Below are 14,616 nucleotides of genomic sequence, written 5' to 3' on the forward strand. Positions count from 1 at the left end.
TTAGCGCGCAAGATAAATTTCTAAAAAAATTGCTGGAAGGAGAGAGGAGTGTGGGGAGAGTGGTAGCGAAAGAGTCGATCTAGAGCTGTCGAAGCAGGTTTTTCCGACGAAGATTTTTTTTCAGATGAGGGTGAAGTCGAGCACAAGCAGCAGGAGCACCGAAGTCGTGTAGGAGCAAGCTTGCTCGCGATCGCGGTGTGTCATTCAGCGATGATGGGGCTGAGACGACGCCATCGCGAGCAAGCTTGCTTCTACAAGAGGTCTGCGGTTCCGAAGGTTAGAGACTGCCCTGCAGATTGCTGCGCAGCACTTGCAGCTCCGCTTGCAGTTTCTGCAGCCGCTCAAGCGTCATGCCGCTGGCGCCGAGGATACACTGGGGCACGCCTCGCGCCTTGTCCCGCAATGCGCGGCCCTGTTCAGTCAGCTCGACGATCACCACTCGCTCGTCCTCGCGGCTGCGAGTACGGCTGAGTAACCCTTCGACTTCCAGACGCTTGAGCAACGGAGTCAGCGAGCCGGGATCGGTCAGCAATCGCGTGCTGATTTCGCCTACGGTCAAACCATCCCGTTCCCACAACACCATCATCGCCAGGTACTGTGGATAGGTCAGGCCCAGCGCTTGCAACAGCGGCTTGTAGACCTTGGTCATCAGCAGCGAAGTGGAATGCAGGGCGAAGCAGGCCTGATTGTCCAGCAGCAGGGCGTCGCAGTTATCCTGAGTGTTGCGGTCGGTGTTCATCTCAAAGCCTTGATCAGTGATCGTCATGAATCTAGCGGGCGAATCTTTAATGCGCCAGATAATTCTGCCCTAGTGCCAATCCAGATTGGTTCGCAACGCCAGATCCCATGGCGGGACAGGGCTGAAGCGGACTTTCAGGTATTCCAGCAGTAAACGGCTCCTGGGGTTGGGTTGCTGCTCCAGGCGCAACGCATAGATGCCAGTGGTTTCCGGCGGTGGCAGGCCGTGTTCGCAGAACAGCGGCAGCAGTTCGCCGCGCAACAGGTATTCGCTGGTCAGCCAGGTCGGCAAGTGCGCGATACCGAGTCCGGCCAGCGCGCCGCACAGCAGCGCCTCGGCATTGTTGGCGCTCAGGCGGATGCGTCCGGGACGATGCAAATGCATTTCTCCATTGTGCTCGAAACGCCACGCAAACGGTGGCGCCAGGCCATCCCAGTCGAGGCCATCGTGGTCACTCAACTGCGCGGGATCGGTCGGCACGCCACGGCGTTGCAGATAGGCGGGGCTGGCGCAGGCGATGCGCACCATGCTTGCCAGCGGCGTAGCCACCAGGCGGGTGTCGGCCATTTGCCCGGCGCGCAGCACCAGATCGACCTTGCCTAGGTTCAAACCCTGCATGTCGACAAAACTGTCGATCAAGTGCAGTTGCACGTCGAGGCCAGGGTAGAGCATCAGAAAATCAGCGATCACCGGCGCCAGATGCCGCCGGCCGAACGCGGCGGGCGCGTCGATCCGGATCAGGCCTTCCGGCGCACTGCTCAGGGACACTGCCTCGGCCCGGGCCAGTTGCAATTCTGCCACGATCCGCCGCGCACGCTCGGCAAACGCCGCGCCGGCCGGGGTGGCGCGGACGGCGTGGGTGCTGCGAATGAACAACTGGCTGCCAACGGCGCTTTCCAGGCTGTCGATGCGCCGCGCCACGGCCGAAGGGGTCAGTGGATGACGGCGCGAAGCGGCTGAAAAACTGCCGGTTTCGAGCACGTCGAGGAATAGGCCGAGTTGTTCGGTCAATTGATTGGGGTTCATGAATTCGTCAGCGCTTATGCGAGGTTGGCATAGCCATTGTGCGTTGCTGTGCGTTTCCACGCCAGTGCCGACTGCGTAGGATGAATGGCCTGAGATAAAAGGAGGTCGGCCGTGATTGAGTTTTTGATGTACCTGGTATTTGGCGCAGCCTTGGGAACCCTCGGCGGCTTGTTCGGCATTGGCGGCGGTTTGATTGCCATCCCGCTGCTGGGCGTGTTGTTCGGTCTTGATCAGCAAATTGCCCAGGGCACCGCACTGGTGATGGTGGTGCCGAACGTGATGCTGGCGCTATGGCGTTATCACCAGCGCAATAAAATCGAAATGCGTCACGCGCTGCCGTTGGCCTCGATGGGTTTTTGCTTTGCCTGGATCGGTTCGATCTGGGCGGTGGGTATTGATGCGCAAACCATGCGCGTCGGATTTGTCGCGTTCCTGATCGCGCTGTCGGCCTACAACCTGATACGAATGTTCTACGCCAGTGCGCCGGCCAGTTCGCAGATGAATTACTCATGGCCATGGCTGGGCGTACTCGGCGCGGCGTCCGGCACCATGGGCGGCTTGTTTGGCGTGGGCGGGGCGGTGGTGGCAACGCCGGTGCTGACCAGCCTGTTCGGCACCAGCCAGGTGGTGGCCCAAGGGTTGTCGCTGGCGCTGGCATTGCCGAGCACGGGCGTCACGCTGGTCACCTATGCCGTGCATCATCAAGTGGACTGGATGATCGGCGTGCCGTTGGCTGTGGGTGGGCTGCTGAGCATCAGTTGGGGTGTGAAGATCGCCCACGCCATGCCGGAGCGCCTGCTGCGCGGTTTGTTCTGTGGCTTCCTGGTGCTGTGCGCGGTGATGCTCGCGTTTAAAGTTTGAAACCTTCGACGATGTGCTCGGCCAGGCATTCGGTAATCGGTGACGGGTTGTGCAGGTTGCGCACCAGCATGATGCTTGCCTCGGGCAGCACGGGCAGGTCTTCGGCCTCACCGAGAATGCGCATGTCCGGGGTGATCAGGCTTTCCAGTTGTGCGGTGACGGCCAGGCCGGCGCTGACCACCGCCATGATCGCCGACAGGCTCGAGCTGTTATAGGCAACGCGGTAATCGCGGCCCATCGCGTCCAGCGCATTGCAGGCCCACAGCCTGCAGAAACAATCACTGTTGAACATCGCCAGCGGCAACGGCGTCTGCTCGTGGGCGCTGAAGCATTGTGCCTCGGCCCAGACAAAACGTCCCTTGCGCAGCAACTGGCCGATCTCGTTACCCGGCTCACGGGTGACGATGGACAAATCCAGATCCTGACGCAGCAGCAATTGTTTTGATGATTCGCAGTGCACCTCGATCTGGATCAGCGGATAAGACTGGGCGAATCGCCGCAGAATCCCCGGCAGAAATCGCATCACGTAATCGTCCGGCGTGCCGATCCGCACCATGCCCACCATGTGCGGTTCACGCAGGGTGTTGAACACCTCGCTGTGCAATTTCAGGATGCGTCGGGCGTAACCCAGCAGCACCTGACCTTCAGCGGTCAGCCGCACCTGACGGCCGTCACGCTGGAACAGTTGGCGTTGCAACACGTCCTCTTCCAGCCGCTTCATTTGCATGCTGACGGCGGACTGCGTGCGGTTGACCAATTCCCCTGCGCGGGTGAAACCGCCCTGATCGGCGATGGCAACAAAGGTGCGCAGCACTTCGGTGTCGATACTTGGGAAGGCGGACATTCATCAATCTCCGAGATGTGTTGCATCAGAAACATTCGTTGGATTGATCTTAGCTCCGGCGCGACACTTGAGCCATCCCAAACGGAGGGCAACAAGATGAAAGGTCAAAAAGGTTATGTCGAGGTAGAGAAACATTCCATCCACGTCGTCTCGGATTTGCTGCACAAGATCACGCGCTGGTACGAATTGCACCGTGAACGCGAGTTGTTGGCGAGCATGAGCGATGAAGCGTTGAAGGATATCGGGCTCAGTCGTGCGGATGTCGAGCACGAAGCCATCCGCCCATTCTGGGATGACCCGATGCACAAATGAGCACGCCACAACTACACAAACCGTCTCCCCGTGAGGTAGGTTGCGAGCAGACAAGGAGATGCTCATGCCCGCAACGCTGTCCTTTTCCATCAAACAGGCTCGACGCCTGGCGCTGGCCGCCCAAGGGTTCAACAGGCGCCAGCCGCCGGCGACGATCAAAGCGGTCCAGCTCAATCGGTTGATCGAGCGGCTGGGCATTCTGCAGATCGACTCGGTCAATGCGTTGGTGCGTTCGCACTACCTTCCCTTGTTTTCCCGCCTCGGCAATTACTCTTGCGACTTGCTCGACCAGGCTGCCTGGAGTTCGGGCCGGCGGCGTACGCTGTTCGAATATTGGGGGCACGAAGCTTCGCTGCTGCCCTTGTCGATGTACCCGTTGATGCGCTGGCGCATGCTGCGCGCGACTCGCGGCGAAGACATCTATCAGCAACTGGCGCGTTTCGGGCGTGAACAACAAGACACGGTTCGGCGGGTGCTGGCCTCGGTTGAGGAGCGCGGTGCGCTAGGTGCCGGGAGTCTGTCGACTCGTCAGGAACGGGCCGGGCCGTGGTGGGACTGGAGCGCGGAAAAGCATGCGCTGGAATGGTTGTTCGCCGCCGGAGAAGTGACCGTGGCCGGGCGACGCGGATTCGAGCGGCTGTATGATTTGCCGGAGCGAGTGATTCCACAGGCGATCTTGCAGCAGGCGCTGCTGTCGGAAGCCGAGGCCCAGCGTGGCCTGTTGTTGCATGCGGCGAATGCCTTGGGTGTGGCGACGGAGAAGGACCTGCGCGACTACTTTCGCCTCGGTCCTGGTGATGCACGTCCGCGCCTGGCGGAGTTGGTGGAGGCAGGGGAACTGCTGGCCTGTGAAGTGGAGGGTTGGCGGCAATCGGCCTTTTGCCTGCCAGCGCCGAAAGTGCCACGCAGAGTCGAGGCCAGTGCTTTGCTTTCGCCGTTTGATTCGCTGGTCTGGGAGCGCAGTCGTACTGAGCGTTTGTTTGATTTTCGCTATCGGTTGGAGATTTATACGCCGCCGGACAAGCGGGTCTATGGCTATTACGTGTTGCCGTTTTTACACAACGAGCGGATTGCCGCACGGGTGGATTTGCGCGCGGAACGGGCGTTGGGGCGGCTTGCGGTGCATGCCGTACATGAGGAAGAACCGGGGCTGGACGAGGAGGGGATGCTGGCGTTGGCGGTCAATTTGCGGCGGATGGCGGATTGGTTGGGGTTGGGGCGGGTGCAGTTGAATTGTCCGCGGGCGAGTGCGGCGCGGTTGCGGGTGGCATTGGCGCAATTTGATGGTGTTTGAGCGGACGCCTTCGCGGGCAAGCCCGCTCCCCCAGGGATAGCGAGGCACACGTGATTTGTGAACGACACGGTCACTGTGGGAGCGGGCTTGCCCGCGAAGGCGGCCTGTCACCCACTACAAGACAGATTGATTCACCGCCGGACTTGCTTCAGGGTCTCGGCAATCAAAAACGCCAATTCCAGCGACTGATCCGCATTCATCCGCGGATCACAATGGGTGTGATATCGATCCGACAACCCGTCTTCGGTAATCGGTCGCGCCCCACCAATGCACTCGGTGACATTCTGCCCGGTCATCTCGATGTGGATGCCACCGGCATACGTGCCTTCGGCTTCATGAACCTGGAAGAACTGCTTCACCTCGCCGAGGATCTGCGCGAAATCGCGGGTCTTGTAGCCGCTGCTGGCCTTGATGGTGTTGCCGTGCATCGGGTCCGAACTCCACAGCACTTGCTTGCCTTCACGCTGTACCGCGCGGATGAGCGCCGGCAAATGATCGCCAACCTTGTTCGCCCCCATCCGCGCGATCAGGTTCAAACGGCCTGGATCGTTGTCCGGGTTGAGGACGTCGATCAGGCGGATCAAGTCTTCCGGATTCATGCTCGGGCCGACCTTGACCCCGATCGGGTTGTTCACCCCGCGCAGGAACTCGACGTGTGCGCCGTCGAGCTGACGGGTGCGGTCGCCGATCCACAGCATGTGCGCCGAGCAATCGTAGTAATCGTTGGTCAGGCTGTCGCGGCGCACGAAGGCTTCTTCGTAGTTCAACAGCAGCGCTTCGTGAGCGGTGAAGAAACTGGTTTCGCGCAGTTGCGGCGAAGTGTCCATGCCGCAGGCACGCATGAACGCCAGGGTTTCATCGATACGGTCAGCGAGGTGACTGTACTTTTCCGCCAGGGCCGAGTTGGCGATGAAGTCCAGGTTCCACTTGTGCACCTGATGCAGGTCGGCAAAACCGCCTTGGGCGAAGGCGCGGAGCAGGTTCAGGGTCGCGGTGGACTGGTGATACGACTGGAGCAGACGCTCCGGGTCCGGCACACGGCTTTTTTCGTCGAAACCGATGCCGTTGACGATGTCGCCACGGTAGGCGGGCAGCGTCACGCCGTCGATGGTTTCGTCGTTGGCCGAACGCGGTTTGGCGAACTGCCCGGCCATGCGCCCGACCTTGACCACCGGGCAACCAGCGGCAAAGGTCATGACGATCGCCATTTGCAGCAGCACTTTAAAGGTGTCGCGGATTTTTGCGGCGGAGAACTCGGCGAAGCTTTCGGCGCAGTCGCCGCCCTGCAACAGAAACGCGCGACCCTGGGTCACTTCGGCAAACTGACGTCGCAACTCCCGGGCTTCACCGGCAAACACCAGCGGCGGATAGCTCGCCAGGGTTTGCTCGACGTGCAGCAAATGCGCCGCGTCGGGGTAGTGGGGTTGTTGCTGGATCGGCAGGGCGCGCCAGCTGTCAGGGCTCCAGGGTTGGCTCATCACGGTCTCGGTTGTTTTACGCTCGGGCGGTCATGTTATCAGCAATTAGTGCGTGACCTGTTCCCGTCGCTTCGCGGACAATCGCGCTTTTGCCGCTCGATGTTGCGGTGCACTGCGTTGCCGGGCCCGGTGACGATCTGGAGACGAAATGACTGAGGAGCGCGTCGAGCATCTGCTCGCCGAGGTACAGGACGAGTTCGGCGTAATTCGCGTGCTGGAAGTGGCCGATTACCGATTTCTCGAATTCGGTGATGCCATCGAACAGAGTTGCGTGTTCACCGCCGACCCGAGCTGGCTCGAATATGATTACACCCGTGCCATGCTGATCGGTGCGTTGTGCCATGAACAACCGGAAAGCGCGCTGTTCCTCGGCCTCGGCGCCGGCACGCTGACCCAGGCGTGTTTGAAGTTCTTGCCGCTGGAAGATGTCGAAGCCATCGAACTGCGGCCCGACGTGCCGCGTCTGGCCATTGAATACCTGGGGCTGGATGACGATCCACGGCTGTACATCCGCGTCGGCGATGCGCTGGAACTGCTCGATACCGCCGAGCCGGCCGACCTGATTTTCGTCGACCTGTATACCGATGTCGGACCGGGCGTCGGGCATCTGGCCTGGAGTTTTCTGGAAAACTGTCAGAAACGCCTGAATCCGGGCGGCTGGCTGGTGATCAATCAATGGGCCACCGATGACGGCAAACCGTTGGGAGCGGCGTTGTTGCGCGGGCTCTATCACCGGCATTACTGGGAGCTGCCGGTGAAGGAGGGCAACGTGATTCTGCTCGTGCCGTCGGAGCTTGATCAGGAGTTGGACATGGATGGATTGGTGGCGCGGGCCGAAGGGCTGGCGCCGCGGTTGGGGTATTCGTTGCAGTCGTTGATCAAGGCGATCCGCCCGGCGACTTGATTTGTCGTCTATAAGGGCCTCATCGCGGGCAAGCCCGCTCCCACAGGTTTTGTGAATATCCACAATCACTGTGGGAGCGGGCTTGCCCGCGATGAGGCCCTCGCAACCAAAGCACCCTTCAAAACCCTTTGAACACGCCGGGCCGCTTCTCCACCATCGACCGCACGCCTTCCTGCGCATCCTCACTCGCCAACAACTTCTTCACCAATGGCGGCAACCCCAGCGCCGCCGCTGTTTCTCCTTCATAACGCGCCTGCCGCGCCGACATCAGCGTCGCCTGCACCCCCAGCGGCGCCTGCCGGGCAATCCGTTCCGCCAACTCTATCGCCCGTGGCAGCAAGTCCTCGCTGGCCATGACTTCCTGCACCAAGCCCAGATGCAACGCATCATGCGCATCGAATTCATCCCCGGTCAGCAACCAGCGCATCGCATTGCCCCAGCCGGCGACCTGATGCAGGCGCAAGGTGGCGCCGCCGAACGGGAAGATCCCGCGCTGCACTTCCTTCTGGGCAAATCGGGTGTTGCTCGCGCAGAGGTTGATATCGGCGGCCAGCATCAGCTCGATGCCGATGGTCAGGCAGTAACCTTGTGCGGCGACGATCACCGGTTTGCTGACTCGCGGACCCGCAAACACGCCCCACGGATCGCAACCGCCGGGCGGCGCCTGCCAGCCCTCGGCCAGGGCTGAGCTGGCGCTGACCAGGTCAAGCCCGGCGGTGAAATGCTCGCCATGACCAAACACCACCGCCACCCGCGCTTCGTTGTCAGTCTCGAACTCACCGTAGGCCAGGCTGAGTTCGTTGAGCAGAGCGAGGTCGAAGGCGTTGCGCTTGGCCACCCGATCCAGGCCGATCAACAGGACATGACCGTGTCGTTCACGGGTGACACGACTGCAGGCAGGCTGATTCATGGGAACAATTCCTCGGGCGGGAAGAGGCGTGAAGGGGGGGGCTGCGAGGCCGCAGGTCTGAGTCACAACGGTGAACCGTTTTAGCGCCATCGCCAGCAGGGCCGGGCCTTTGAAAAATAGACGCTTGCGCGATTATCCGCAAAGCCTGTGACATAACGGTGTATCCGTCAGTTTTCCGACAAATAATGCTCCCTTTTTGGGCGAATTCCGGTATAGTGCGCGCCGGCCTTTAACCGGGCCGCGTTTAGGTAGCGCAATTCCCCGAAGTCAGCTTCGGCTGCATGTCCGCACAGCGGACTCTCCCTTGACGAATCTTTTTCATTCATTCGTTTTCGCAAATCCCCGCCGACAAAGCAGCCAGGGCGACTCTTGAGTCTTACACGGCATGCGCAGCTTTGGAGCATGGGTCTTTGCGGATGCACTTAGAGGCAGACCCATGACCCAGGAAACCGGCGGCTTCGCCGCTTTTAATCTTAATCCGAATATTCTTGCAGCCGTCATTGCGACTGGCTATGAAGAGCCTTCGGCTATTCAGCAGCAATCGATCCCGATCATCATGGCCGGCCAGGACATGATTGGCCAGGCGCAAACCGGTACGGGTAAAACCGCTGCGTTCGCCCTGCCTATCCTGCACTGCATCGATCCTGCCAAGCGCGAGCCGCAAGCCCTGATCCTGGCGCCAACCCGTGAGTTGGCGCTGCAAGTAGCAACCGCTTTCGAAACCTACGCCAAGCAAATGCCGGGCGTTACCGTTGTGGCCGTTTACGGCGGCGCGCCTATGGGCCCACAACTGAAAGCAATCCGTAACGGCGCACAGATCGTTGTCGCCACCCCGGGCCGTCTGTGCGACCACCTGCGTCGCGACGAAAAAGTCCTGTCGACCGTGAACCACCTGGTTCTCGACGAAGCTGACGAAATGCTCAAGCTGGGCTTCATGGACGACCTGGAAGTCATCTTCAAGGCTCTGCCAGCGACCCGTCAGACCGTACTCTTCTCGGCCACCCTGCCACAGTCGATCCGTGCCATTGCCGAACGCCACCTGCGCGATCCGCAACACGTGAAGATCCAGACCAAGACTCAGACCGTTACCGCGATCGAACAGGCTCACCTGTTGGTTCACGCTGACCAGAAGACCTCGGCTGTATTGAGCCTGCTGGAAGTTGAAGACTTCGACGCCCTGATCATGTTCGTGCGCACCAAGCAAGCGACCCTGGACCTGGCCAGTGCCCTGGAAGCCAAAGGCTACAAAGCCGCTGCGCTGAACGGTGACATTGCCCAGAACCAACGTGAGCGCGTGATCGAATCCCTCAAGGATGGCCGTCTGGACATCGTTGTGGCGACCGACGTTGCTGCTCGTGGTCTGGACGTTCCGCGCATCACTCACGTGTTCAACGTTGACATGCCGTACGACCCGGAATCCTACGTTCACCGTATCGGCCGTACTGGCCGTGCCGGTCGCGAAGGTCGTGCACTGCTGCTGGTGACTCCGCGTGAGCGCCGCATGCTGCAAGTGATCGAGCGTGTAACCGGTCAGAAAGTTGCCGAAGTTCGCCTGCCGGACGCTCAGGCTGTTCTCGATGCCCGCATCAAGAAACTGACCAACAGCCTGTCGCCGCTGGTGGCTGATGCCGAATCGACCCACGGTGATCTGCTGGATCGCCTGACTGCCGACATCGGTTGCACCCCGCGTGCACTGGCCGCTGCTCTGCTGCGCAAGGCAACCAACGCTCAAGCGTTGACCCTGGCTGCAATCGAGAAAGAACGTCCACTGGTGCCGAACAACGCACCGCGTGGCGATCGTCCAGAGCGTACCGGTGATCGTCCGGACCGTGGTGATCGTGAGCGTCGTGCTCCGGTTGCATTGGCTGAAGGTCGTGCTCGTTGCCGTACCGCGCTGGGTGCGCGTGATGGTATCGCTGCCAAGAACCTGCTGGGCGCTATCCTCAACGAGGGTGGTCTGGCTCGCGAAGCAATCGGTCGCATCCAGGTGCGTGACAGCTTCAGCCTCGTCGAGCTGCCGGAAGATGGTCTGGAGCGTCTGCTGACCAAGCTGAAGGACACTCGCGTTGCCGGTAAGCAGTTGAAGCTGCGTCGCTACCGCGAAGATTGATCCGCTCCCGGGCTGATTGATCGAACATAAAAAATCCCCGACTGGTTCGGGGATTTTTTTTGCCTGCGTTTTGTAGTCGCTTCCGATTCCGCGATTGGCCACGTTCCCTGTAGGAGCCGGCTTGCCGGCGATGGGCGTGAACGATTAAGTGGCGGTCTGAATGAGCGCGGTGCCTGTGCGTCCATCGCCAGCAAGCTGGCTCCTACAGGTGGCTGAAATTAATCCGTCGCTTGGCCGCCGCCTGCCGTCACCACTTGCACGCTCATGCGCGGTGTCGCCAGGTCGAGCCCGGCTTCGTCCAGGTGGCGTTTCAGGGACAGGTTGAAGGCACGGGACACTTCCCATTGCTTGATCGGTGCGGTCTTGAATCGAGCCCGCAGAATCGCGTTGCCCGACTCGAAACTCTCGACGCCTTGAATCTCCAAAGGCGACCAGATATTGCGCCGTTGCAGTGGATCGGAGCGCATCTTCTGGCCGACTTCGCGCATCAATTTGATCGCGTTATCGATGTCCATGTTGGCGGGGATCGCCACGCGGAAGATCGCGTAGCCGAATTCCCGCGAGTAGTTCTTGATGCTTTTGATTTCGCTGAACGGGATGGTGTGGACGATGCCGTCGATGTCCCGCAGGCGCACGGTGCGAATGGTCAGCCCTTCGACGGTGCCGAGGTGGCCGCCGACATCCACGTAGTCGTCGATGGCCAGGGAGTCTTCGATGATGATGAACAGCCCGGTGATCAGGTCGGCGACCAGCGACTGTGCGCCGAAACCGATGGCCAGACCGATCACACCGGCACCGGCCAGCAGCGGCGTAACGTTCATGCCCATGTTCGCCAGAGCGACGATCAGCGCAACGATGAATATCGCCACGAACAGCACGTTGCGGATCAGCGGCATCATCGTTTGCGCGCGGGCATTGGCCAGGCCTTTGCGCGAGCGGGTGAGCGCGTGGTGCACTGCGGTGTCGCTGAGAATCCAGATCAGCCAGGCAAAAATCAGCGTGCCGCCGAGGCTGAACAGTTTGACGCTGACTTCATGGCCTTCGCCTTCGGTGAACGCAATCAGCGACATGCCCCAGACCCGTAGGCCGAGTTCGATGAACGCCAGCCACACCAGCAAGTGGGCGAGGGTGTAGAAGAAGCTTTTCAGGCGGTCGGAATACAGTGCATGACGCTTCACCCCGCGTTGCGGTTTCAGCGCATGCCGGCGTACCAGTCCGTTGATAACCATGCACAACACCAACAGCACGGTGCAGATCAGCGACTGACGCAGCGCGGTGCTGGTGTCGCCGGCCGAGACAAAGGTGGCGAACAGCGAAATGCCCACCAGCACCAGCGCCGGCACGAACCAGAAGGTCCCGAGAATTGAGAGAGTGTCGCTAAGTGCACGGCGGGTCAGGCGCCGCGACAGCGGTTGGTTGCGGATCAAGTGGGCGATGGGACGACGGAAGCGCAAGATAAACAGCCCGGTGGACAGTGCGGCCAGCACGTTGGCGATGGTGGCGGCAGTGTGCGCCAAATGGCTGCCGAGACTGGCCACCAGACGCGGGTCGCCCAAGGCTTCGCCGAACGCGGCAAAACTGCCGATCAGCCACAACGGCCGAAAGGCCTGATGCCGCAGGATGTACAAGGCTCGGTGGCGGTGGGGGCCGTCGAGCAAGGAAAAGGCGATCACGCAGATCGCCGAAAAACACGTGCCGACCACCAGCGCATAGGCCAGCACCATCGCCAGGCTTTTGCCCAGTGACGAGGGCAGGGCGTACGTCATGTAGACCGTCATCACCAGGGCGATCAACCAGGGCCCGAGTTTGCGCAGGGCGAAGCGCAGCATGTCGAGGGCCCTTGGATGTTGCGGCAGCTCTTCGGTCAGGCCGAAGCGCATCCGCACCCGGTGCCCGAGCCAGATCAGCGCGGCGGCCAGCAGGCTCCAGACCATCAGAATCATGGCGAAGGCGAAGATGATCGGCAGCCATTCATTGGCCGGCAGCACCAGCGCCGACAGTTCTTCCTTGGCCAGGTCGAACTCCTCGGACCAGAGTGTGAGCGGGCTGTCGGCACCGGAGAATTGTTTTTCAAAACTGGCCAGCGTGCCGCCGATCAGGCCCAGCACGCCTTCTTCGGCGGCCGGTTGGGCTTTTTTGGTGGCGTCGCGCAGCTTCTTTAGGTCGGCCAGCAATTTGCTGCGTTGTTGATCGTTCTCCAGCGATTTGATGACTTCATCGAGGGATTGCCCGAGCGGTTCTTGCGCCTCTGGCTGGGCTTTCGACGAACTGTTGAGCAAGCTCGGCAAGCCGGCGGCCTGGGCAGGTGTCAACGACAGCAGCGTTATCAGGCAGACAAGGAAAAAACACGGCAGGGCAAAAAGACGAGCGAACACTAGGCGGTCAACCTTGAAAAGAGCAGATCGACCGAGTGTACGAGCCCGCCAAAATCAATGCGAGCCAGGGGCGAGGATTTATTCGTTGAGTTTGGCGAGGATCTTGAAGACCACGGTGGCGAGAATGGTCAGCATGCCGATCCACATCGCGAACACACCAGCGTTCTTGTCACGGAAATTGAAGCCGATGGCCAGCAGGATCATCCCGGCAAGAATCGGGATCAGCATGGCGTGGAATGAAGACATTGAGATCATGAGCGACTGCCTTGTCGAATGGGATAATTGAAGTCTAGGTGGCTTTAGCACTTGTAGGAGCCGGCTTGCCGACGAGGGCGATCTCAAGGATGCCATCGCCGGCAAGCCGGGCTCCTCCAAGGTTTACGGCAGTTCCTGGCAGGCGTAAAACGCGCTCAGCACTTTGACCAGGTGCGCCAGGTCATGACTGCCGCACAGCTCGCGGATCGAGTGCATGGCGAACGTCGGCAGGCCGATGTCCACGGTGCGCACGCCCAGGTGGCTGGCGGTGATCGGGCCGATGGTCGAGCCGCAGCCCATGTCGCTGCGGACCACGAAGCTTTGCACCGGCACTTCTTCGGCCATGCACAGATGACGGAAGAACCCGGCGGTTTCGCTGTTGGTGGCGTAACGCTGGTTGCTGTTGACCTTGATCACCGGGCCGGCGTTGAGTTTCGGGCCGTGGTTGGCGTCGTGCTTGTCGGCGTAGTTGGGGTGTACGCCGTGGGCATTGTCGGCCGAGACCAGCAGGGATTTCTGAATGGTGCGTACGAATTCGTCACCTTCGGGCAACAAGCGACGCAGTGTCTGCTCCAGCATCGGGCCGTCAGCGCCACACGCCGAGCAGGAACCGACTTCCTCGTGGTCATTGGCGACCAGTACGCAGGTTTCGTCGGTTTCGGCGGTCAGCAAGGCTTGCAGGCCGGCGTAGCAGGACAGCAGGTTGTCGAGGCGCGCGCCAGCGATGAAGTCGCCATGCAGGCCGATGACCGCCGCACTTTGGGTGTCGTAGAAGCTCAACTCGTAATCGAGCACCACGTCGGCGTTCAGGCCATGCTCGAGAGCCAGTTGATTGGTAAGTACGGCGCGGAAGTCCACACGCTCGTCACCAGCGAATTGCGCGAGGATCGGCGGCAGCTCGGTCTGGGCGTTGATCGCCCAACCCATGTTGGCTTCACGATTGAGGTGAATGGCCAGGTTCGGAATGATCGCGATTGGCGCCTTGAAGTCGATCAACTGGCTCTCGACCTTGCCGTCACGGCGGAAGGTCACGCGGCCGGCCAGGGACAGGTCACGGTCGAACCATGGCGCCAGCAGTGCGCCGCCATAGACTTCGACGCCCAGTTGCCAGAAGCCCTGACGTTGCAGTTCCGGCTGGGGCTTGACCCGCAGGCACGGGCTGTCGGTGTGGGCGCCGACCAGGCGAATGCCGCCATGCAGCGGTGAGTGACGGCCCATCTTGACGGCGACAATCGAGGAGTCGTTACGGGTGATGTAGTAGCGGCCGTTGGCTTCGGTGGTCCACGGCTCGCGTTCGTCGAGACGCTGATAGCCCGCCGCTTCCAGGCGCTGAACAAGGCTGGCAGTGGCGTGGAATGGGGTAGGGGAGGCCTTGAGGAAATCGATCAGGCCTTGGTTCAACTCTTCGCGCATAAGTAGCTCCAGACAGCAATGGCGCAAGTTTACCGTATTGGCTGGAGAATTGGCGGCGAGCTGATGGTGTTGCGTCTGCGTGTGATCCCTGTGGG

The 14,616-nt window shown here is 60.9% G+C and carries 13 protein-coding genes; 5 read left to right on the plus strand and 8 right to left on the minus strand.

Translation table 11 applies throughout. The annotated features are described in order from the left end of the window. Positions 1-277: 277 nt before the first annotated feature. Both ACI77H_RS07675 and ACI77H_RS07680 read right to left on the minus strand, forming a co-directional pair. Complete coding sequence (locus tag ACI77H_RS07675; RefSeq protein WP_407011556.1) at positions 278-739, minus strand: MarR family winged helix-turn-helix transcriptional regulator; 462 nt, start codon at positions 737-739, stop codon at positions 278-280. A gap of 69 nt (positions 740-808) precedes the next feature. Continuing rightward, a complete protein-coding gene (locus ACI77H_RS07680) occupies positions 809-1,765 on the minus strand; it encodes a LysR family transcriptional regulator (RefSeq protein WP_407011300.1) in 957 nt (318 codons plus the stop codon). A gap of 111 nt (positions 1,766-1,876) precedes the next feature. On the opposite strand from ACI77H_RS07680, the gene ACI77H_RS07685 reads away from it, so the two are divergent. Then, positions 1,877-2,626 (plus strand): sulfite exporter TauE/SafE family protein, encoded by a 750-nt coding sequence (locus ACI77H_RS07685; RefSeq protein ID WP_407011301.1) that lies wholly within the window; start codon positions 1,877-1,879, stop codon positions 2,624-2,626. On the opposite strand, the gene ACI77H_RS07690 is transcribed toward ACI77H_RS07685, so the two are convergent. After that, positions 2,616-3,470, minus strand: coding sequence for a LysR family transcriptional regulator (locus tag ACI77H_RS07690; protein WP_407011302.1), 855 nt, complete (start codon positions 3,468-3,470; stop codon positions 2,616-2,618). The genes ACI77H_RS07685 and ACI77H_RS07690 overlap by 11 nt on opposite strands. Before the next feature lie 96 nt (positions 3,471-3,566). Here ACI77H_RS07690 and ACI77H_RS07695 point away from each other — a divergent pair, with 96 nt between their 5' ends. Beyond that, positions 3,567-3,782, plus strand: a complete 216-nt coding sequence (locus tag ACI77H_RS07695; protein ID WP_407011303.1) for a DUF1127 domain-containing protein — start codon at positions 3,567-3,569, stop codon at positions 3,780-3,782. 64 nt (positions 3,783-3,846) lie between these two features. Continuing rightward, complete coding sequence (locus ACI77H_RS07700; RefSeq protein ID WP_407011304.1) at positions 3,847-5,076, plus strand: winged helix-turn-helix domain-containing protein; 1,230 nt, start codon at positions 3,847-3,849, stop codon at positions 5,074-5,076. 131 nt (positions 5,077-5,207) lie between these two features. On the opposite strand, the gene ACI77H_RS07705 is transcribed toward ACI77H_RS07700, so the two are convergent. Then, on the minus strand, positions 5,208-6,554 hold the full coding sequence (locus ACI77H_RS07705; protein ID WP_407011306.1) for a class II 3-deoxy-7-phosphoheptulonate synthase: 1,347 nt from the start codon (positions 6,552-6,554) through the stop codon (positions 5,208-5,210). Positions 6,555-6,702: 148 nt separating this feature from the next. On the opposite strand from ACI77H_RS07705, the gene ACI77H_RS07710 reads away from it, so the two are divergent. After that, positions 6,703-7,458 carry a spermidine synthase gene (locus ACI77H_RS07710; RefSeq protein WP_008040534.1) on the plus strand — a complete coding sequence of 252 codons (756 nt, stop codon included), beginning with the start codon at positions 6,703-6,705 and terminating at the stop codon, positions 7,456-7,458. Positions 7,459-7,576: 118 nt separating this feature from the next. Here the strand turns inward: ACI77H_RS07710 and ACI77H_RS07715 are convergent, their stop codons facing one another. After that, a complete protein-coding gene (locus tag ACI77H_RS07715) occupies positions 7,577-8,368 on the minus strand; it encodes a crotonase/enoyl-CoA hydratase family protein (RefSeq protein WP_407011307.1) in 792 nt (263 codons plus the stop codon). A 436-nt stretch (positions 8,369-8,804) separates the two neighbouring features. On the opposite strand from ACI77H_RS07715, the gene ACI77H_RS07720 reads away from it, so the two are divergent. After that, positions 8,805-10,478: a DEAD/DEAH box helicase gene (locus ACI77H_RS07720; RefSeq protein ID WP_407011308.1), complete on the plus strand. Its 1,674-nt coding sequence runs from the start codon at positions 8,805-8,807 to the stop codon at positions 10,476-10,478. Positions 10,479-10,696: 218 nt separating this feature from the next. Here the strand turns inward: ACI77H_RS07720 and ACI77H_RS07725 are convergent, their stop codons facing one another. The 3 genes from ACI77H_RS07725 to ACI77H_RS07735 all read right to left on the minus strand — a co-directional run bounded on the left by ACI77H_RS07725 (position 10,697) and on the right by ACI77H_RS07735 (position 14,521). Next, positions 10,697-12,853 carry a mechanosensitive ion channel domain-containing protein gene (locus ACI77H_RS07725; RefSeq protein WP_407011310.1) on the minus strand — a complete coding sequence of 719 codons (2,157 nt, stop codon included), beginning with the start codon at positions 12,851-12,853 and terminating at the stop codon, positions 10,697-10,699. A 78-nt stretch (positions 12,854-12,931) separates the two neighbouring features. Continuing rightward, positions 12,932-13,099 (minus strand): hypothetical protein, encoded by a 168-nt coding sequence (locus ACI77H_RS07730; RefSeq protein ID WP_162130712.1) that lies wholly within the window; start codon positions 13,097-13,099, stop codon positions 12,932-12,934. Positions 13,100-13,231: 132 nt separating this feature from the next. Then, positions 13,232-14,521, minus strand: a complete 1,290-nt coding sequence (locus ACI77H_RS07735) for a M18 family aminopeptidase (RefSeq protein ID WP_407011311.1) — start codon at positions 14,519-14,521, stop codon at positions 13,232-13,234. Positions 14,522-14,616: the final 95 nt, after the last annotated feature.

Origin of the sequence: Pseudomonas sp. O230 (assembly GCF_045447035.1) — a bacterium.
Lineage (GTDB): Bacteria > Pseudomonadota > Gammaproteobacteria > Pseudomonadales > Pseudomonadaceae > Aquipseudomonas.